Consider the following 19,933-nt stretch of genomic DNA (forward strand, 5'->3'; position numbering starts at 1 on the left):
TCGTTTTGATTTCAAATACGCCCAATCTCTCAAGCCTCGCTCTCACGTCCAAGATCAAGAACCCCAGGAGATGCCCATGTCAGACGATGTCGTCATCGTCAGCGCCGCTCGCACCGCGGTTGGAAGTTTCAACGGTGCCTTCGCCAGTGTCCCGGCCCACGAGTTGGGTGCGGTCGCCATCAAGGCTGCGCTGGAGCGCGCCGGCGTCGAGCCGGGCCGGGTCTCCGAGGTCATCATGGGGCAGATCCTGACCGCGGCGCAGGGCCAGAATCCGGCGCGGCAGGCCTCGATCGCCGCCGGCATTCCGGTGGATAGCCCGGCCTGGGGCATCAACCAGCTGTGCGGCTCCGGCCTGCGCTCCGTCGCGCTGGGATACCAGGCGCTGAAGAACGGAGACTCCGACATCGTCGTCGCCGGCGGGCAGGAGTCGATGAGCATGGCGGCGCACGCACAGTACCTGCGCGCCGGCGTCAAGATGGGCTCGCTTGAGCTCGTCGACACCATGATCAAGGACGGCCTCTGGGATGCCTTCAACGGCTACCACATGGGCAACACCGCCGAGAACGTTGCCAAGCAATATCAGATCACGCGCGCGCAGCAGGACGAGTTCGCAGTTGCGTCGCAGAACAAGGCCGAGGCCGCGCAGAAGGCCGGCAAGTTCAAGGATGAGATCGCGGCGGTGACGATCAAGGGCCGCAAGGGCGATACCGTGGTCGACACCGACGAATATCCGCGTCACGGCGCGACGATCGAGGCGATGACCAAGCTGCGCGCGGCCTTCGAGAAGGACGGCACCGTCACGGCCGGCAACGCGTCGGGCATCAATGACGGCGCGGCGGCCGTCGTTCTGATGACGGCCAAGCAGGCCGCAAAGGAAGGCAAGACGCCGCTGGCGCGGATCGTGTCGTGGGGGCAGGCCGGCGTCGACCCGAAGATCATGGGCACGGGACCGATCCCGGCCTCGCGCTCCGCGCTGAAGAAGGCCGGCTGGAACATCGCCGACCTCGATCTGATCGAGGCCAACGAGGCGTTCGCCGCGCAGGCCTGCGCGGTCAACAAGGATCTCGGCTGGGATCCGGCCAAGGTCAACGTCAATGGCGGCGCGATCGCGATCGGCCATCCGATCGGTGCATCCGGCGCGCGCGTTCTCGTGACTCTGCTGCATGAGATGCAGAAGCGCGACGCCAAGAAGGGCCTGGCCACGCTGTGCATCGGCGGCGGCATGGGCATCGCGCTGTGCGTCGCACGCGACTAAAAACGCGGCAGCGACTGCGAACCGTTCGGTCTTCGCAATCGCTTCCAGCTCAACTAAAGATCAACGCCCGGCGATTTCGCCGGGCGTTTTGTTCTTGATGTCCGTCAAACACGTCGCATAATCGACCACTAAAAAAATGGACGTGAGCGAGCGTGAGCGGCGCGGCGACGAAGCGATTGTCGCAACGGCGGTCATGGTCCAATAACAACGGGTCGGTACGGCGGCATCCAGAGGTTGTCGTCGTGCGCATAGTCATCGAGGGAAGGAATCGACATGGCACGTGTAGCGTTGGTGACGGGGGGAACGCGCGGTATCGGCGCTGCGATCAGCAAGGCGCTGAAAGCGGCGGGGTACAAGGTCGCTGCGAATTACGGTGGCAACGATGCCGCTGCGGAGAAGTTCAAGAGCGAGACCGACATTCCCGTCTACAAATGGGACGTCAGCTCCTTCGAGGCCTGCTCGGAGGGCATCAAGAAGGTCGAAGCCGAGCTCGGCCCGATCGACGTGCTCATCAACAATGCCGGCATCACCCGTGACACGGCCTTCCACAAGATGACGCTCGAGCAGTGGAGCGCGGTCATCAACACCAATCTCGGCTCGCTGTTCAACATGACCCGTCCGATCATCGAGGGCATGCGCGCGCGCAAGTTCGGCCGCATCATCAACATCTCCTCGATCAACGGCCAGAAGGGCCAGTTCGGCCAGGTCAACTACTCCGCGGCGAAGGCCGGCGACATCGGCTTCACCAAGGCGCTGGCGCTGGAGACGGCCAAGGCGGGCATCACCGTCAACGTGATCTGTCCCGGCTACATCAACACCGAGATGGTGCAGGCGGTGCCGAAGGACGTGCTTGAGAAGTCCATCCTGCCGCTGATCCCCGTCGGGCGCCTCGGCGAGCCCGAGGAGATCGCGCGCACCGTCGTGTTCCTCGCGGCCGATGAGGCCGGCGCCATCACCGGCTCGACGCTGTCCGTCAACGGCGGCCAGTACATGGCGTGATGTCAGCGGTGGCGTTGCCACCGGGTGCGATCTACGGTTAAGACACGGAATGCCCGCGCTCGCCGCGGGCATTCACGTCTTGGGTGTTGCCCGGCACGGGCACAGGCGTGAATGGCCGTCGGATCGGCCGTGATGGAGCCTGCCGTCCGATGTCCCAGCGCACCGCGACCTTGATCGGCCTGACCGCGATTCTGATGTGGTCGCTGCTGGCCTTGCTGACGGTGGCAACCGGCGCGATCCCCGCATTTCAGCTCGCCGCGATGACCTTTGCCGTCGGCGGCGTCGTCGGCATGCTCACCGTCTTGCAGCGGGGCAATGTGCTGCAGGTGCTCCAGCAGCCGGTGACGGCGTGGGCCGTCGGCGTCGGCGGCCTGTTCGGCTATCACGCGCTGTACTTCCTGGCACTGCGCTTTGCGCCTCCGGCGGAAGCCGGCTTGCTCAACTATCTCTGGCCGCTCCTGATCGTGCTGTTCTCGGCCTTTCTGCCCGGCGAGCGGCTCGCGATTCATCACGTGATCGGCGCCGCGCTCGGGCTCGTCGGTACGGCGCTGTTGTTGGTCGGCAATGGTGCGAGCTTCGCAGCCAGCCAGCTGCCGGGTCTCGTGGCCGCGTTCGTCGCGGCCTTCGTATGGGCGATCTACTCCGTGCTGTCGCGCCGTCTGAAGGCGGTGCCCACTGATGCCGTCGCGGGGTTCTGTCTCGCCACATCCGGGCTCGCCGCCCTGGTCCACCTGGCCGTCGAGCGTACGGTCTGGCCCGACAACGCGATGCAATGGCTGGCCGTTGCCGGGCTCGGCCTCGGCCCGGTCGGGGCTGCCTTCTACGCCTGGGACATCGGCATGAAGCGTGGCGACATTCGTGTGCTCGGAGCGGCGTCCTATGCGACGCCGCTGCTTTCGACCGCGTTCCTGATCGTCGCCGGCTATGCCCAGCCGAGCGCCGCCATCGCGGTCGCGGCCTTGCTGATCGCGGGCGGGGGGCTCGTCGCGGCCAAGGACATGTTCCTGCTGCGCCGCCGCTGACGGCACTCCTGCGCACGCCGCGTCGAATGTCGGCGCCTGTCGCGAATACGCAAGTTATCCTTGATGCACGCTTAACCCCGGGAACCAGCGGCATCGTTTGCTGGTAGCTTGCAACCGGCGATCGTGGTTTGGCGTGGTCTGCACCTAACCCAGCCTTTACCGGTGATGCGCGACACTCTGCCCGCAATGGTGCTGACAACGGGGCGGCGGATGCCGGACGTGAAACGTTACATGGCCCGGGCGGGGGATTTGTTTCGCGTTCCCGCCGAGAATCCCGAGCTGACGCGCGCGCAATTCCAGGCCTTCTCCAAGCAGGTGCCGCTGCTCTATTTCATCCTGATCACCAACAGCCTCGCGCTCGCCTACACGTTCCTGCCGTTGGCACCGGCATGGCTGACGGTCTCGGTGCCGGCGCTGCTGTCGACGATCACCGGCGTTCGCATGCTCTGGTGGCTGCGTCAGGGCGAGGTGACGAGCAGCGACGCCGAGGTCTTGCACAATCTGCGCGTCACCAACAGGATCGCCGGGCCGATCGGTGCGCTGTTCGTGGTCTGGTCGTTCGCGCTGTTTCCCTATGGCGATCCGTTCGCCAAGGGACAGGTCGCGTTCTACATGGCCGTCACCGTCATCGGCATCATCTTCTGCCTGATGCATCTGCGCTCGGCAGCGCTGATCGTGACGCTGGTGGTGATCGTCCCTTACGTGATCTTCTTCATGTCAACGGGCGTTCACGCGCTGCGGGCGATCGCCGTCAATCAGCTGCTCGTCTCGGGCGCGATGGTGACGGTGCTGTTCATCTATTATCGCGACTTCGCCGCTTTGGTCGCGAGCCGCAAGTCGCTGTTGGCCGAGCAGGCTGCAACCCAGGCACTCTCGGACGAGAACTTCCGGCTTGCCAATCTGGATTCGTTGACCGACCTTCCCAACCGGCGTCGGTTCTTCTCCGAGCTCACCCATGCCTTCGCCGAGGCCGAGCGCGACGGCACGTGCCTCGCCGTCGGCATCATCGATCTCGACGGCTTCAAGCCGATCAACGACACCTATGGGCACACGGTGGGCGACCGCGTCCTGATCGAAGCTGCGCGCCGCATTCGCGACGTCTGCGACACCCGTGGATCCCAAGTTCACTTGGCGCGGCTCGGCGGCGATGAGTTCGGCCTGATCGTGGTCGGCAATCCGACGGATGCTGATCTTCTGACGATCGGTCGCGAGATCACCGATCTCATCAAGCTGCCCTATCAGTTTGACACCACGCATACCGGCCTGTCCTGCTCGACCGGCTTTGCGATGTATCCGCGCTCGGCGATGGCCGCGGATGCGCTCTATGAATGTGCTGACTATGCGCTGTACCACGCCAAGCGCCGCGCGCGCGGCCAGGCGATCATCTTCTCGACCGAGCTCGAGGCCGAGATCCGCAGCCGCAGCGTGATCGAGCATCTGCTGCGCACGGCGGATTTCGAGACTGAAATGGAATTGGTGTTCCAGCCGATCATGGATGCCGCGAACGCGCGCACCACCGGCTTCGAAGTCCTGGCGCGCTGGCACAGTCCCAAGCTGGGCGTGGTGACGCCCTCGAGCTTCATCCCGGCGGCCGAGCGCATCGGCGTCATCCGCAGCCTCACCCGCGTTCTCCTGGTGAAGGCCTTGGCCGCAGCTCGGATGTGGCCGGATGGCATCCAGATGTCGTTCAACCTCTCGGCGCATGACATCTGCTCGCCCGAGGGCATCCTGCCGCTGATTTCCATCATTCAGGCCAGCGGCGTCCCGCCACGCCGCATCGAGTTCGAGATCACCGAGACGGCCGTCACCTACGATTTCGCCCGTGCCGAGGAGTCGATCGCGGCGTTGAAGGCCATCGGCTGCGGCATCTCGCTGGATGATTTCGGCACCGGCTATTCATCGCTGAGCCACGTCCACCGGCTGCCGCTCGACAAGCTCAAGGTCGACCGCAGCTTCGTCCGTGACGTCAATGCCAATCCGGTCAGCCACAAGATCATCAAGTCGCTGACCGGCCTGTGCGCCGACATGGAGATATCCTGCGTCGTCGAGGGCGTGGAGACCAAGGAGCAGCTCGACAGCCTCAAGCGCCTGGGCGCCGACTACATCCAGGGCTACTACTTTGCCGAACCGATGCCGGCCGAGGCGATCTACGGCTTTCTCACCAAGGAGCGTCAGCGCTTCGCCGAGCCGCCCGGCGCCAAGGTCGCCGGTGTGAGCGCCTGAGTCAGACTGCGGGCTCCCAGCCTGCGGGCGCCAGCTCGAAACCCTCGAACCTGAATCCCGGCGCGACCGTGCAGCCGACCAGGGTCCAGTCGCCGGTGCTCTCGGCCGCTTGCCAGGCATGGGCGGGGACCACCGCCTGCGGGTGCTGGCCGGCCGCAAGATCGATGCCGAGCGTGGTCGTCTCCGGCGGCTTGCCTTCGCAGGCAATTCGCAGCGCCAGCGGAGCGCCGGCATAGAAATGCCAGGTCTCCACCGCGTCGACCCTGTGCCAATGCGAGCGCTCGCCGCGCGCGAGCAGGAAATAGATCAAGGTCGAGGCGGCGCGCCCGGATGCGTCGACGGCGGTGTCGCGAAAGGTTTCGCGAAAATGTCCGCCTTCGGGGTGCGGCAGCAGACCGAGACGGGCGATGATATCGGCTGCGGACAGCGCGGTCATGGCCGTGCTCCGTCTTACGACTTGTTCTTGCGTTCGCGCAGCTCGCCGAACACCTCCTCCGGGCTGGCGCCCTTCATGCGCAGCCGGACCGCGACCGCCGGGTCATCGGCGCGCAGGAACACGTTGGCCTGCTTCTCCTCGCCGAGCAGCGTCGGGATGGTTGGCCGGTTGGCGGCGCGGAGCCGCGTCACCTCGTCGGCGCGCGCCTTCAGCGCTTCGTTGTCCGGATCGACGGTCAGCGCGAACTTGACGTTGGAGACGGTGTATTCGTGACCGCAATAGAGCCTGAAATCGTCCGGCAGGGTGCGCAGCTTCAGCAGCGAATCCCACATCATTGGATAGTTGCCTTCGAACACGCGGCCGCAGCCGATCGAGAACAGCGTATCGGCTGCGAACACGGCCTTGTCGGCATCGAATACGTAAGCGACGTGGTCGAGCGTATGGCCCGGCGTCTCCAGCACGCGCGCAAGCAGTTCGCCGATCTTGACCACGTCGCCATGGGCCACGCGCAGATCGACATTGCCGATCGCCGTCGTCTTGTCGTGGGGGGCCACGACACGGCAACCATATTTCTGCTTCAGCTCGGTGACCCCGCCGACATGGTCGTGATGATGATGCGTGATCAGGATGTCGGTCAGGGTCCAGCCCGCAGCCTCGAGCTGGCGTATGATCGGACCGGCCTCCGGTGCATCGATCGAGGCGGTGGCGCCGGTCGCGGGGTCGTGGATCAGATAGCCGAAATTGTCCGACAGACAGGTGAAGACGCGGATGTCAGCGGCCATGATGTCTCCGTTCGGCGATACAGGCGGCAGAGATATGGCGTTAACGGTGCAGGCGCAACGCAATATTGGACGCGCGGCAGGCCGCATCCGCATGGTACATTGACGCCATGGACGTGATCGATCTGCGGAATTTCTATTCGGGTCGCCTCGGGATCGTCGCGCGGCTCCTGATCAACCGCGGCATCCGCGCGCGCTGGCCGAGCGCGGCCGGACAGCGCGTGCTCGGCATCGGCTACCCGACGCCCTATCTCGGACTGTTCCGTGAAGATTCGGAGCGCTGCATCGCCTTCATGCCGGCGGCGCAGGGGGTGCTGAAATGGCCGACGGCGCGGCCGACCCTGGCGTCACTGGTGGATGAGTTCTCGCTGCCGCTGCCGGATTCGGCTGTCGACCGCATCCTGATCGTTCACGCCCTGGAAATGTCGGACGATCCGGCCGGGTTGCTGCGCGAAGTCTGGCGCGTGCTGGCGCCGACCGGGCGCGTGATCATCGTGATTCCGAACCGGCGCGGTGTCTGGACCAGGACCGACAACACCCCGTTCGGCCATGGCCGACCCTATTCCCGCTCGCAGATCACGCAGCTGCTGCGCCAGACCTGGTTCACGCCGAGCGCGTGGGGCGAGGCGCTGTTCATGCCGCCGGTCGGCGGCTGGTTCCTGAAATCGGCGATGGCCTGGGAGCGGGTCGGCGCGGCGCTGTCGCTGCCGTTCGCCGGCGTCCACATCGTCGAGGCGACCAAGCAGGTCTATCGTGTCATTCCCGCCCGGCGCGAGCGCATCCGGCTGATCCCGCGGCTCGAACCGGTGCTGGCGCCGGCGCCGTCGACCCAAGGATCTGGTCTCGAGTCCAACCTTGGCTCCAATCGCGGCGCCAATGCCGCCTCGGATGATTGATTGCGCCGGCCTCGTCGAGGGAACGGCTGCACAAAAAAGCGGGCGGACAAATCGCCCGCCCGCCTTCTTCAATCTGTCAGCAACGATCATTCGCCGGGATTGAGGTCCTCGCTCGGCGCTGGCGCCGCAGCGGCTTCCGGGCGCGGGCCGTGCGGACGGCGGCGGCGGCGCGGGTAGCGCTCGGCAGCGCCTTCGAAGGCCGCCGGGGCGTTGGCGATTTGCGGCTGGGGACCGGTGATGAAGGACGGCAGGCGATCGACGCCGCTGTCGGCAATCACGGGCTGCGGCTGTGGCTGATACTGGGCAGGCTGCGGGCGTTCGCGATGCTCGCGCTGCTCCTGGGGGTCGCGCTGCTCACGAGGCTCGCGATGCTCCCGCGGCTCCCGGGGTTCTCGCGGCTCCCGATGCTCTCGGGGCTGGCGATGCTCACGCGCCTCGCGGTGCTCACGCGGCTGCTGCTGGTCGCGCTGATAGGGCTGGTTGTCACCGCGCTCGCGCTGGCCGCCTTCACGCATGAAGGGCTGGGGCTGCGGCTGGGCGGGAACGAATCCGGGCTCCTGGCCGAAATTCGAGAAGCTCTCGCCGTCATCGTCGAGGTCGTCGACGGTCAGGTCCTCGGTCGAGCGCGGCTGCGGCTGGTTCTGCCGGAACTGCTCCTGGGCGGCGGCGATCAGGCGAAAATAGTGCTCGGCATGCTGGTAGTAGTTCTCGGCGGCAACGGGATCGCCCGAGGAGCGGGCGTCGCGGGCAAGCTGGACGTATTTCTCGGCCACATGGGAGGCAGTGCCGCGGATCTTGATGTCCGGCCCGTTGGACTCGAACACTCTGGTCAGCGGATTCTGGCCGCGCCGGTTGTTGTTATTATTGTTACCGCTATTCCGGTTGCGCATCCGCTTGTTGTTTTGACCGTTTCTCATGTCCTGCCTTTATTCCAACCCTGCGTTAGGAGCACTGATTGTCATCGGAATACCGATACCGTGTTGAAATACCGCCTCGCGGCCGGGCGCCCGCGCACGGTCCAAAGGGACGATCTGGCCCCGCCGGTTCCGAGATGCCGGTTCCGACCCATGCCTTCGACCCAAGCCGATGTGATCGACAGCCGATTCTCTCGACAAAAGCGCGTTCAACACGCGTTCCCCACCCACCAGCCGTCTCGGCCGGCGAACCACGTCATTCAGCCAGCCCGGGCGATGCGCGCCACGACCGACCCAGTTTGCTTAGCGTAAGACCTCAAGTGCAAAGTCAGGCTTTCGTTCGCTTTGCAGTCGTCGGCTGCGCAGCCATCCGGCTCTCGCGCTCAACAGATCTGCGTTCTGGAACCAATCGCCCGGCGCGGCTCTCTGGCATCCGTCCGCGGCGGTATTCCGTGAATACCACTCAGCGGGCCTGCGCCGATGCTATGGAGGGAACGTAGTCGCTCCCCGGGGATATTCCAAGAGCTTTTTCCATTTCCGCCGGCCTTTAGCGGAGCTTTTTTAGGGCCATGACGGCCCTCGAAATGCCGCCCAGATCGGCCCTCACGCCCGCCGAATCGATCGCCAGCCCGGCTTCCGTCATCAGCGTTGCGACGTCGCCGCTCTGTCCGACGCCCACCTCGACGATCAGGGCGCCGCCAGGTTGAAGCAGGCGAGCGGCCTGCGGGATCAGCGCGCGATAGGCATCGAGTCCGTCGCCGCCGCCATCGAGCGCGCGGCGCGGGTCGTGGGCGCGGACCTCGATGGCGAGATCCTCGATGTCCGTCGAGGGGATGTAGGGCGGGTTCGAGACGATCAGATCGAGCGGCGCCTGCAGAGCGGCGGCAAAGGAGCAGGCGATGAAGCCGGCACGGTCGGCAAGGCCGAGCGCCTGCGCGTTGTCGCGGGCAGTCTCGAGCGCGGCGACGCTGATGTCGGTGCCGACGCCATAGGCCCGCGGCAGCTCGGACAGCAGCGCCAGCAGGATGGCGCCGGAGCCGGTGCCGAGATCGGCGATGCGCAGCCGCCGCTTGAGGTCGCCGCCGGCCGCGAGATGCTCAAGCGCCAGCTCGACGACGGTCTCGGTGTCCGGACGCGGCACCAGCGTATCGGCTGATAATTGCAGCTCGAGGCCCCAGAACTCCTTGGTGCCGAGGATGCGCGCGACCGGTTCGCCGGCCAGCCGGCGCGATGCCAGCACGTCGAGGCGCTGTGCGTCCTCTTGCGACAGCTGTCGCTGCCCGTGCATCACCAGTCCGGTGAGGTCGAGCTGCATCGCGTGCCCCACCAACCGCCGCGCGTCGAGCTCGGGCGAATCGAGCCCCGCGGCTGCGAGGCGCGCCGCCAACGTGCGGCGGGCCGCATCGATGGTTGCCCCGGCGACGATCTCCGTCATCGCGCCGTCTCTCTCCACGGGTCATCCCCGCGAACGCGGGGATCGATACGCCGTGCAGGCGCGGGACGGGCAGTCGGAGTGGCCGTCTGTGCCAGCCACTGCAGCCGGCGGTTATGGGTCCCGGCGGTCGCCGGGACGACACGGAGCGTGTCGCGGCAGCGTCGCATCGCCTCTCGCAATGCGCGCGCGCTCATCACGCCGCAGCGCCTTGCGCAGCGAGCTGCGCGGCCTGGTGCTCGGTCGTCAGTGCGTCGATCAGCTCGCTCAGCGCCTCGCCGGCGATCACCTGCGGCAGCTTGTACAGCGTCAGATTGATGCGGTGGTCGGTGACGCGCCCTTGCGGGAAATTATAGGTCCGGATGCGCTCGGAGCGGTCGCCGGAGCCGACCTTCTCCTTGCGCTCGGCCGAGCGTGCGGCATCCACCTTCTGCCGCTCGGCATCATAGATGCGCGAGCGCAGGATGTTCATCGCCGACGCCCGGTTCTTATGCTGCGAGCGGCTGTCCTGCATCATCACCACGATGCCCGTCGGAATGTGGGTGATGCGGATCGCCGATTCCGTCTTGTTGACGTGCTGGCCGCCGGCGCCTTGCGCGCGCATGGTCTCGATGCGCAGATCGTCCTGCTTGATGTCGACGTCGACCTCCTCGACCTCCGGCAGCACGGCGACCGTCGCCGCCGAGGTGTGGATGCGGCCCTGCGTCTCGGTGTCGGGTACGCGCTGCACGCGGTGAACGCCGGATTCGAACTTCAGCTTGGCGAAGGCGCCGCGGCCCTGCACCTCGGCGATGATTTCCTTGTAGCCGCCGACGGTGCCCTCGGACGCCGAGATCACCTCGACCTTCCAGCCCTGCAGGCTCGCGAAGCGCTCATACATCCTGAACAGGTCGCCGGCGAACAAAGAGGCCTCGTCGCCGCCGGTGCCGGCGCGGATTTCGAGCACCACGTTGCGGTCGTCCATCGCGTCCTTCGGCAAGAGCGCGACGCGGATCTTCTGCTCCAGCTCGCCGCGGCGCGCGATCAGCTCGTCGCGCTCGGCCTCGGCCATCGCGCGCATCTCGGCATCCGTCTCGGGATCTGCGATCAACGCCTCGGTGTCGGCGAGTTCTTTGACTCCTGCACGATAAGCCTTCACCGCCTCGATCAGCGGATTGAGCTCGGCGAGCTCGCGGGTGATCTGCACGTAGCGGTCGGAATTGACCTGGCCGAGCAGCTCCGCCTCGAGCGAGGCGTGGTGCGCGAGCAGAACGTCCAGTTTGGCTTCGGGAAGCGACGACATGATGCAATCTGATCTAGGAGCAAACAATACGAAGGGAAGGCGCGCGGTGCGACAGGCCCGCTACAGCGCCAGGCCTTCGCTCTCGGCGAATTCGGTCAGCTTCTGCCGCATCGAGAAGCTGCCCGCCGGTGCCGCCAGCCACTCGGCCATCTTCGCCTCGGCCTTGGCTGCGTCGAGCTCGAGGATCATCGCCTTGACCGGGCCGTGCGCGGTCGCCGACAGCGACAGCGAGCGGTAGCCGAGCGCGATCAGAGCCAGCGCGCCGATCGGCTTGGACGCCATCTCGCCGCACAGCGACACCGAGCGCTTGGCCGCCTTGGCCTTGCGCACGATCTCCTGCAGGGCCCGCAGGATCGGCGTCGACAACGTGTCGAACCGTTCGGAGACCTTGGCATTGCCGCGGTCGACCGCGAACAGGAACTGGAACAGATCGTTGGATCCGACCGAGATGAAGTCGACCTTCGAAAGCAGCTCGTCGAGCTGATACAGCAGCGCCGGGACCTCGAGCATGGTGCCGACGTCGACGCGCTCCGGCAGCGTGTGGCCATGCTGGCGCAGATAGGTCAGCTCGCGCTCGACGATCGCCTTGGCGGTGTCGAACTCGGCGACCTCCGAGATCATCGGGAACATGATGCGCAGCGAGCGGCCGCCGCCGGCGCGCAGCAGCGCGCGGATCTGGCCGCGCAAAAGGCCGGGACGATCGAGCCCGAGGCGGATCGCGCGCCAGCCGAGCGCGGGGTTCTCCTCGATCACCGTCTCCATGTAGGGCAGGGCCTTGTCGCCGCCGATGTCGAGCGTCCTGAACGTGACGGGCTTATTGCCGGCCGCGTCGAGCACCGTGCGATATAGCGCGAGCTGATCGCTGGAGCGCGGCAGGCTGGCAGAGACCATGAACTGCAGCTCGGTGCGGAACAGGCCGATGCCGGCGCTGCCGGTGTCCTCGATATGCGGCAGGTCAATCACGAGGCCGGCATTGATCATCAGCTCGATCGGCTGGCCGTCCTTGGTCTTGCAGGGCTTGTTGCGCAGCTCGCTGTATTGCGCCTGCCTGCGGGCGCGGAAGCGGACCCGCTCGGCATAGGCGGATTCGATCTCCGCCGAGGGACGCACATAGATCGAGCCGGAGGTGCCGTCGACGATGATGGCGTCGCCGGGATCGGCAATGCCGGGCGCGTTCGGCACCTCGCCGACAGCGGGAATGCCGAGCGCGCGGGCGACGATGGCGACATGCGAGTTGGCGGTGCCTTCCTCCAACACCAGGCCGCGCAGCCGCTTGCGGTCGTAGTCGAGCAGCGCCGCCGGGCCCATCGCGCGCGCGATCAGGATGGCGTTGTCGGGCAGGTGATCGCGGCTCGGCGCATGATCCTGGCCGACCAGCTGGCGCAGCAGGCGGTAGCCGAGATCCTCGAGATCGTGCAGCCGCTCGCGCAAATAAGGATCGGTCGAGCGCAGCATGCGGGCGCGGGTGTCGGACTGCACGCGCTCGACGGCGGCCTCGGCCGTGAGGCCGGTGGCCACGGCCTCGTGCAGCTTGTGCGACCAGCCCTGATCGTTGGCGAACATCCGATAGGCTTCGAGCACCTCGCGATGCTCGCCGCCATCGGCGACGTCGCCGCGCTCCAGCATGCGGTCGAGATCGGCGCGCAGCTTCACCAAGGCCGCATCGAGCCGCTTGATCTCCTTGGGCAGATCCTCGGCGATGTAGTTGTTGACGACGACGCGCGGCTCGTGAAGCACGACATGGCCAAGCGCGATGCCGTCCGACAGCACCGCGCCGGTCTTGTGAATCGAATGCCGGACCGCAGGCTCCGCGCCGGGCTGCGCCAGCGCGGCGAGCTCGCCGGAGGCGATCATCTCGGCGAGCACCATCGCGGTGGTCTGCAGCGCCTCGACCTCTTCCTCGACATAGGTGCGCTTGGCGCGGTTCTGCACCACCAGAACGCCGAGCGTGTTGCCGGCACGCAGGATCGGCACGCCCAGGAAGGAATGGTAAATCTCTTCGCCGGTCTCCGGGCGATACGAGAAGGCCGGGTGGCTGTGTGCGTCGCTCAGATTGAGCGGGGTGGCCTCGCTGGCGACGAGGCCGACCAGGCCCTCATGCGCGCTCATCACCGTGATGTGCACGGCGTCGCGGTTCAGACCTTCGGTGGCGTAGAGTTCGAGCGTGTTGTCGACGCGCAGCACATAGACCGAGCAGACCTCCGCGACCATGTTGGCCGCGATCAGCACCACGATCTTGTCGAGCCGCTCCTGTGCCGAGACCTGCTCCGCCATGGTCTCGCGAAGCCGTCTGAGCAGGACGCGGGGGCCTCCCGACGTGCTTCGCATGTGGCACAATCCCCCTTCCTGGGACCACTCCGGCGGTCGGCCGGACTGGCGCTAAACTCGCGAAATCGAACAGCTTTCTTGATTCGACCTCGTTACACGCCGAAGCTGCCGGGTCGAATCAGGACAGCCATCACTGGAGCACAGTTCGCGGCAGCCATCCTGCGAGGCGTATAGCGAATTAGGGCTTGTTTTGCCAAGCAAAACGCCTGCCACCGGCGGCGGCGTCAACGGCTTTCGCGCACGTCTGCGCGATGTCCCGCTGTTACAGAACGGGACATCGGGCGTGAAGGAGGAGGATTTTCTAGGCCTGGTCCAGTCCGTAGAGCGTATGCAGCGTGCGGACGGCCAGTTCGGTATAGGCGGCGTCGATCAGCACCGAGAACTTGATCTCGGAGGTCGTGATCGCGCGGATGTTGATGTTGCGGGCGGCGAGTGCGGCAAAGCCCTTGGCGGCGACGCCGGCATGGCTGCGCATGCCCGAGCCGATCACCGACACCTTGGCGACGTCGGTCGCGGTATCCAGGCGCTGGTAGCCGATCTTGTCCTTGGCCGCTGTGATGGTCTCGCGGGCCCGGTTATAGTCGGTCGCCGGCACGGTGAACGTCAAGTCGGTGGTCTTGCCGTCCTCGGAGACGTTCTGGACGATCATGTCGACGTTGATGTTGGCGTCCGCCAGCGGCCCGAAGATCGAGGCGGCGATTCCCGGCTTGTCCTCGATCTGGCGCACCGAGATCTGGGCCTCGTCCTTGGAGAAGGCGATGCCGGTCACGACGTGATTTTCCATGATTTGTTCCTCGCTGCAGATCAGCGTCCCCGGCGGCTGGTTGGCGTGCGGGTCGATATCCTCGGGCTTGTCGAATGAGGAGCGGACGAAGATCGGCATGTTGTGGACCATGCCCAGTTCCACCGAGCGGACCTGCAGCACCTTGGCGCCCTGGGACGCCAGCTCCAGCATGTCCTCGAAGGCGATCTTGTCGAGCCGCTTGGCCTTCGGCACCACGCGCGGATCGGTGGTGTAGACGCCGTCGACGTCGGTATAGATGTCGCAGCGGTCGGCCTTGATGGCAGCGGCGATCGCCACCGCAGAGGTATCCGAGCCGCCGCGGCCGAGCGTGGTGATTCGATTCGTATCCGGATTGATGCCCTGGAAGCCGGCGATGACAGCCACTTCCTTGCGCTCCTGGAAGCGCTGGATCAGTTCGGAGCCGTCGATACCGACGATGCGGGCCGAGGCGTGGGCGTCGCTGGTGCGAATCGGGATCTGCCAGCCCTGCCAGGAGCGGGCCTGGATGCCCATGCTCTGCAGCACGATCGCTAGCAGGCCCGACGTGACCTGCTCGCCCGAGGCCACCACGGCATCGTATTCGCGCGCGTCGTGCATCGGCGAGGCTTCGGTGCACCAGGCCACCAGCTCGTTGGTCTTGCCGGACATCGCCGAGACCACGACGGCGACCTCATGACCGGCATCGACCTCGCGCTTGACGTGGCGCGCGACGTTGCGGATGCGGTCGATGTTGGCGACGGATGTGCCGCCGAATTTCAGCACGAGGCGACCCATGACGACGCGCTCATTCCCATCAGGAGGATAAGTTGACCGGCTCGCGCGGAAACCGGAGGCGCGCCAGCCGAAACGCGCGTATACATAGCGGCGCGGCTGGGGGCAAGACGGTTCCTTGCGGTGACGGAGTGGGGTAGAGGACTGGTATGGCGCGTTACATCGACGAAATCCTGCAACCCGGCGAGAAGGTGCTGTATTCGACCAATGCGCACTGGATGTTCTACCTTCCGGCGATCGGGGCCTGGATCGTCGTGTTTGGATTGCTCCTCCTCTCTCGCACGACCGTGAATGACAATCTCGTCATGCTCTGCCTGGCCACCTCCGCCGTGATCGCCGTCGTGGGCCTGTATTGGACGGTCAGGGCCTGGTTCCACCGCCTGACGACCGAGACCGACGTCACCAATCGCCGGGTCGTCCACAAAACCGGTTTCATCCGCCGCCGTACCTTCGAGATGGCGCTCGACAAGGTCGAGAGCGTCGACGTCAACCAGACCATCATGGGACGACTTCTCAATTATGGCGACGTCACCATCTTGGGTGTGGGCGAGGGCAAGGAAACCATTTCGACCATCGCGGAGCCGCTGGCGTTCCGGAACGCCATCACGGCGCGTTAGCGCCCCGCCGCGTCCAGCTTCGATCATTGAGTAATCACCGATGACAATGCCTCAGGATTCCCGCAGCAGCCCTGTTTCTCCAGGCTCGACCGTCGACCCTGCCGAGATCGCAAAATTCTCGAAATTGTCCGAGACCTGGTGGGACCCCAAGGGCAAGATGGCGCCCCTGCACAAGATCAATCCGCTGCGCCTGACCTACATTCGCGATGCCGCCTGCCGGAAGTTCGAGCGCAACGCCAAGAGCCTCAACTGCCTGTCGGGCCTGCGCATGCTCGACATCGGCTGCGGCGCCGGCCTGCTGTGCGAGCCGTTCACGCGGCTCGGCGCCCAGGTCGTCGGCGTCGATCCCTCGGCGAGCAACATCGCTGCCGCCAAGCTGCATGCCGAGAAGGGCCACCTTTCCATCGACTATCGCTGCACCACCATCGAGGAGATGGACCCGCGCGAGCGCTTCGACATCGTGCTGGCGATGGAGGTCGTCGAGCACGTCACCGACGTCGGCGCCTTCCTCGGCCGCTGTGCGGCGGTGCTGAAGCCGGGCGGCCTGATGGTCGTCTCGACCCTCAACCGCAACTGGAAGAGTTTTGCGCTCGCCATCGTCGGCGCCGAATACGTCCTGCGCTGGCTGCCGCGCGGCACCCATGAATGGAGCAAGTTCGTCACGCCGGACGAGCTGACGAAATACCTGCTCGACAACCGCCTGGTCATCACCGAGCAGAGCGGCGTCGTCTACAGCCCCTTCGCCGACCGCTGGAGCCTGTCGGCCGACATGGACGTGAACTACATGATGGTCGCGGAGCAGATGGTGTAGCGCGGCGCCGGTCCTTCGCGTCGCTGGTTCAGCCCGACTGGCACTCCACCGCCGGTGTCGTCCCTGCGAACGCATGCGTTCGCAGGGACGACACCGGTTGCGTGGCGCGAACTTAGCATGAGTCGCTGGGACTTGCTTTTTTCCCCGAGTCGAGAGTCGATCTTGCGACTTGCAATCCTGACATGCGACTGAACTGCCGCCTGCGCTGTTGACCCTGCGCTTCGCGCTGGTCACGGTGGCCGGCCCTCACAGACGCCGTGTCCCCATGCTTTCCATCACCTCGCTCTGGATCCCCTTCACCCTCGTCGCCGCCGCCGGCCAGGTCGCGCGCAACGCGATGCAGCGGTCGTTGACGGCCAGGCTCGGCACCTGGGGCGCGACCAATATCCGTTTCCTGTTCGGCTTTCCGTTCTCGCTGGTGTTCCTGACGGCGGTGCTGCTGGCGACCGGCGACCGTCTGCCATGGCCCTCCGCAAGCTTCTGGCCGTGGCTGCTGCTCGGCGCGCTCAGCCAGATCATCGCCACCGGCCTGATGCTGCTGGCGATGACCGATCGGTCCTTCGTGGTCACGACCGCCTATCTCAAGACAGAGGCAATCCAGACCGCGATCTTCGGCTTCATCTTCCTCGGTGATCCGCTCTCGCTTCCAAAGGTGATCGCGATCCTGATCGCCACCATCGGCGTCGTCATCACCGCGCTCCGGCCGGGTGGCGACAAGAGCTTTGCCGAGTTGAAGCCGACTGTGACGGGGTTGGTCGCCGCCGCGGCGTTCGCGTTGTCGGCCGTCGGTTTTCGCGGCGCCATCATCACCGTCGACGGCGTGTCCTTCGTCACGGCGGCGTCCACCACGCTGGTCTGGGGCCTGTTCGTGCAGACGGCGATCCTGACCGTCTATCTGCTGGCGCGCGCGCCGGAGATCCTGCGCGGCATCCTGTCGCTGTGGCGACCGTCGATGATGGCGGGCTTCGTCGGCGCCTTCGCCTCGCAGTTCTGGTTCCTGGCGTTCGCACTGACGGCCGCGGCGAACGTCCGCACGCTGGCGCTGGTCGAGGTGCTGTTCGCGCAAGGGGTGTCGTACTACTCGTTCAAGCAGCCGGTCTCGCTGCGCGAGATCGTCGGCATCGCGCTGATCGTGGCCGGCGTGGCGCTGCTGATTGCGGTGTAGTCAGCCTTTGATCGCAATCAGCACGGCGCCCGATGCGATCAGCGCGATGCCGATCCAGCCCTGCGCGCTCGGTCGCTCGCCGAGAAAGACGACGCCGAACAGCGCCACCAGCACGACGCTGAGCTTGTCGATCGGCGCGACCAGGGTCGCGGGCCCGAGCTTCAGGGCGCGGAAATAGCACAGCCAGGACGCGCCGGTGCCAAGCGCCGACAGCGTCAGGAAGATCCAGCTCTTGGCCGAGATCGGGCCTGGGCTGGTGAGCTGGCCTGTCGCAAACAGGATCAGCGCCAAGGTCACCAGCACGATCGCGGTGCGGATCAGCGTGGCGAGGTCGGAGTTCAGCCCCTCGACGCCGACCTTGGCGAAGATGGCGGTGAGCGCGGCGAAGAATGCGGAGAGCAGCGCCCAGAGCTGCCAGGAGGAGGAGAGGGGGGACATCCTTGCTCCGTCATTCCGGGGCGGACGCAACGCGTCCGAACCCGGAATCTCGAGATTTGATGCGGCGCTCGTTGCGCGAGATTCCGGGTTCACCTGCTTGCGCAGGTGCCCCGGAATGACGGACTTCGCCCGTCAATTCCGATCGTCCGGCAGCACCGGGATCGGTGCGACCTCGATGCCTTCCTCGATCAGCTCGCGGGCCTCGTCGAGCGAGGCCTCGCCGTAGATCGGCCGGTGCTCGGTCTCGCCATAATGCATCTTGCGCGCTTCGGTGGGGAAGCGCTCGCCGACGTCGTCGGCGTTCTTGACGATGTGGTCGCGCAGCTCCTTGAGCTTGGCGCGCAGCTCGCGCTCCTGCGCCATCATCAGCGATGTCGATCCCGGCGGAATCACCTCCTGCGTCGGCGCCGGCGAGGGAGCCGAGGGGGCAGGCGCCGCCTCGCGGCCCTTCTTGCTGACGATGCGCGGCGCCATGATCGCCTTCTCGATCCTCGTCGAGCCGCAGGTCGGGCATTCCACCAGCTTGCGCTTCACCTGCGACTCGTAAGCCGAGGAGGTCTGAAACCAGCTTTCGAACGTGTGATCACGCTCGCAGCGCAGCGCGTAGCGGATCATGCCGAGCCCCGCACCAGGTGCAGATAATCGGGGCCGCCCTTGGGATCGGCGATGCCGAAGCGGCGGCCGTGCTGCAGCGAGGGGATGGTCTGGCGCACGCTCTCGACACGCGACGGATCGATGCGCGTCAGGATCACGCCGGGCTCGACGCCGCCCTCGGCGAGGATTTCGCCCCAGGGATCGATGATCAGCGAATGGCCGAAGGTCTCGCGCTTGTTCTCGTGCAGGCCGCATTGCGCGGCGGCGAACACGAAGCAGCCGGTCTCGATGGCGCGGGCGCGCAGCAAGGTGTGCCAATGCGCCTCGCCGGTCTTGCGCGTGAACGCCGAGGGCACGCTGATGAACGCTGCGCCGCTCTCGGCCAGCGCGCGGTACAGCGCCGGGAAGCGGACGTCGTAGCAGATCGTGAGACCCAGTCGGCCCCACGGCAAATCGCTGATGACCGCCGTCTCGCCCGGCTGGTAGTTGGCCGACTCGCGATAGCTCTCACCGCCGGGCAGGTCGATGTCGAACATGTGGATCTTGTCGTAGCTCGCCAGCACCTCGCCGGCGGGCCCGATCAGGAACGAGCGGTTGACCGCCTTCTCGGGCGAGAAGCGCAACGCCAGCGAACCGATGTGGAGGTGGATGTTCAGCTCCTTGGCCAGCGCGCGATAGGCCTTGAGCGAGGGATCGTCGTCCTCGCTCTTGAGCTGCTCGAACAGCGCCGTCCGGTTGAGCTGCATCATGTTGCTCACTTCCGGCGTCTGGACGTACTGCGCGCCTTGCGCGACCGCTTCCCGGATCAGCCTGGTGCCCTGCTCGAGGCTCGGCTCGGGCAAGAGCGAGGTGCGCATCTGCACCATGGCGGCGGTAAAGCTGCGGTCGTTGCTCATGACGTCGCCTTGTCTCCGGCCAGCATGGCGTCGAGCCTGCCCTCGCGATCGAGCGCATAGAGATCGTCGCAACCGCCGACATGGGTCTTGCCGATGAAGATCTGCGGAAAGGTCGAGCCCGGGCCGACGCGGTCATACATCTGCTGCCGGACGTTCGGATCCTTGCCCGCGTCGTGCTCGGTGAAAGAAACGTTCTTGCGGGTCAGGAGCGATTTGGCGGCCGTGCAGTAGCCGCATCCCGGACGGGTATAGATTTCGATCGCAGCGGTCATGTCGCGCTCAGCTGTTACG

General features: G+C 66.0%; 19 protein-coding genes. 8 read left to right on the forward strand and 11 right to left on the reverse strand.

Going from position 1 to position 19,933, the window contains the following annotated elements; translation table 11 throughout:
* The first annotated feature begins 76 nt into the window (after positions 1–76).
* The 4 genes from QX108_RS29370 to QX108_RS29385 all read left to right on the forward strand — a co-directional run bounded on the left by QX108_RS29370 (position 77) and on the right by QX108_RS29385 (position 5,499).
* Positions 77–1,255, forward strand: a complete 1,179-nt coding sequence (locus QX108_RS29370; protein ID WP_315723883.1) for an acetyl-CoA C-acetyltransferase — start codon at positions 77–79, stop codon at positions 1,253–1,255.
* A gap of 273 nt (positions 1,256–1,528) precedes the next feature.
* Positions 1,529–2,254, forward strand: a complete 726-nt coding sequence (locus QX108_RS29375; protein ID WP_315723886.1) for a beta-ketoacyl-ACP reductase — start codon at positions 1,529–1,531, stop codon at positions 2,252–2,254.
* A 149-nt stretch (positions 2,255–2,403) separates the two neighbouring features.
* Entirely contained in the window at positions 2,404–3,276 is an 873-nt protein-coding gene (locus QX108_RS29380; RefSeq protein WP_315723888.1) for a DMT family transporter, read from the forward strand.
* Between the two features lie 210 nt (positions 3,277–3,486).
* Entirely contained in the window at positions 3,487–5,499 is a 2,013-nt protein-coding gene (locus tag QX108_RS29385; protein WP_315723889.1) for a putative bifunctional diguanylate cyclase/phosphodiesterase, read from the forward strand.
* 1 nt (position 5,500) lies between these two features.
* On the opposite strand, the gene QX108_RS29390 is transcribed toward QX108_RS29385, so the two are convergent.
* Together QX108_RS29390 and gloB are read right to left on the reverse strand one after the other, a co-directional pair.
* Positions 5,501–5,935: a cupin domain-containing protein gene (locus QX108_RS29390; RefSeq protein WP_315787630.1), complete on the reverse strand. Its 435-nt coding sequence runs from the start codon at positions 5,933–5,935 to the stop codon at positions 5,501–5,503.
* Between the two features lie 14 nt (positions 5,936–5,949).
* The gene (gene gloB, locus QX108_RS29395; RefSeq protein ID WP_315787628.1) at positions 5,950–6,717 is read right to left on the reverse strand and encodes a hydroxyacylglutathione hydrolase; all 768 of its coding nucleotides are present in this window, start codon (positions 6,715–6,717) and stop codon (positions 5,950–5,952) included.
* A 107-nt stretch (positions 6,718–6,824) separates the two neighbouring features.
* Between gloB and QX108_RS29400 the strand changes: the two genes are divergently transcribed.
* Positions 6,825–7,610 (forward strand): class I SAM-dependent methyltransferase, encoded by a 786-nt coding sequence (locus QX108_RS29400; protein WP_315723895.1) that lies wholly within the window; start codon positions 6,825–6,827, stop codon positions 7,608–7,610.
* Positions 7,611–7,696: 86 nt separating this feature from the next.
* Here QX108_RS29400 and QX108_RS29405 read toward each other — a convergent pair whose 3' ends face one another.
* The 5 genes from QX108_RS29405 to QX108_RS29425 all read right to left on the reverse strand — a co-directional run bounded on the left by QX108_RS29405 (position 7,697) and on the right by QX108_RS29425 (position 15,124).
* Positions 7,697–8,527 carry a DUF4167 domain-containing protein gene (locus QX108_RS29405; RefSeq protein ID WP_315723897.1) on the reverse strand — a complete coding sequence of 277 codons (831 nt, stop codon included), beginning with the start codon at positions 8,525–8,527 and terminating at the stop codon, positions 7,697–7,699.
* Between the two features lie 544 nt (positions 8,528–9,071).
* Positions 9,072–9,959, reverse strand: coding sequence for a peptide chain release factor N(5)-glutamine methyltransferase (gene prmC / locus QX108_RS29410; RefSeq protein WP_315787626.1), 888 nt, complete (start codon positions 9,957–9,959; stop codon positions 9,072–9,074).
* A gap of 193 nt (positions 9,960–10,152) precedes the next feature.
* Positions 10,153–11,238: a peptide chain release factor 1 gene (gene prfA / locus QX108_RS29415; RefSeq protein ID WP_315787624.1), complete on the reverse strand. Its 1,086-nt coding sequence runs from the start codon at positions 11,236–11,238 to the stop codon at positions 10,153–10,155.
* A 60-nt stretch (positions 11,239–11,298) separates the two neighbouring features.
* Positions 11,299–13,566, reverse strand: a complete 2,268-nt coding sequence (gene ptsP, locus QX108_RS29420) for a phosphoenolpyruvate--protein phosphotransferase (RefSeq protein WP_315787622.1) — start codon at positions 13,564–13,566, stop codon at positions 11,299–11,301.
* A gap of 301 nt (positions 13,567–13,867) precedes the next feature.
* Complete coding sequence (locus QX108_RS29425) at positions 13,868–15,124, reverse strand: aspartate kinase (protein ID WP_172114461.1); 1,257 nt, start codon at positions 15,122–15,124, stop codon at positions 13,868–13,870.
* 146 nt (positions 15,125–15,270) lie between these two features.
* Between QX108_RS29425 and QX108_RS29430 the strand changes: the two genes are divergently transcribed.
* From QX108_RS29430 to QX108_RS29440, 3 genes are all read left to right on the forward strand, one after another.
* Positions 15,271–15,738, forward strand: a complete 468-nt coding sequence (locus QX108_RS29430; protein ID WP_315723905.1) for a PH domain-containing protein — start codon at positions 15,271–15,273, stop codon at positions 15,736–15,738.
* Between the two features lie 46 nt (positions 15,739–15,784).
* Positions 15,785–16,549 carry a bifunctional 2-polyprenyl-6-hydroxyphenol methylase/3-demethylubiquinol 3-O-methyltransferase UbiG gene (ubiG, locus tag QX108_RS29435; RefSeq protein ID WP_409998571.1) on the forward strand — a complete coding sequence of 255 codons (765 nt, stop codon included), beginning with the start codon at positions 15,785–15,787 and terminating at the stop codon, positions 16,547–16,549.
* Positions 16,550–16,814: 265 nt separating this feature from the next.
* Entirely contained in the window at positions 16,815–17,714 is a 900-nt protein-coding gene (locus QX108_RS29440; RefSeq protein WP_315787665.1) for an EamA family transporter, read from the forward strand.
* Here the strand turns inward: QX108_RS29440 and QX108_RS29445 are convergent, their stop codons facing one another.
* The 4 genes from QX108_RS29445 to grxC all read right to left on the reverse strand — a co-directional run bounded on the left by QX108_RS29445 (position 17,715) and on the right by grxC (position 19,914).
* On the reverse strand, positions 17,715–18,152 hold the full coding sequence (locus tag QX108_RS29445; RefSeq protein WP_315787666.1) for an EamA family transporter: 438 nt from the start codon (positions 18,150–18,152) through the stop codon (positions 17,715–17,717).
* Between the two features lie 132 nt (positions 18,153–18,284).
* Positions 18,285–18,767, reverse strand: coding sequence for a DUF1178 family protein (locus tag QX108_RS29450; protein ID WP_315787667.1), 483 nt, complete (start codon positions 18,765–18,767; stop codon positions 18,285–18,287).
* Positions 18,764–19,642: a carbon-nitrogen hydrolase family protein gene (locus QX108_RS29455; RefSeq protein ID WP_315787668.1), complete on the reverse strand. Its 879-nt coding sequence runs from the start codon at positions 19,640–19,642 to the stop codon at positions 18,764–18,766. The genes QX108_RS29450 and QX108_RS29455 overlap by 4 nt, the downstream gene beginning before the upstream one ends.
* A complete protein-coding gene (gene grxC, locus QX108_RS29460) occupies positions 19,639–19,914 on the reverse strand; it encodes a glutaredoxin 3 (RefSeq protein ID WP_315723917.1) in 276 nt (91 codons plus the stop codon). Before grxC ends, QX108_RS29455 begins: the two co-directional genes overlap by 4 nt.
* Positions 19,915–19,933 lie beyond the last annotated feature (19 nt).

The organism is Bradyrhizobium sp. SZCCHNR1002 (assembly GCF_032381435.1).
Taxonomy (GTDB): domain Bacteria; phylum Pseudomonadota; class Alphaproteobacteria; order Rhizobiales; family Xanthobacteraceae; genus Bradyrhizobium; species Bradyrhizobium aeschynomenes.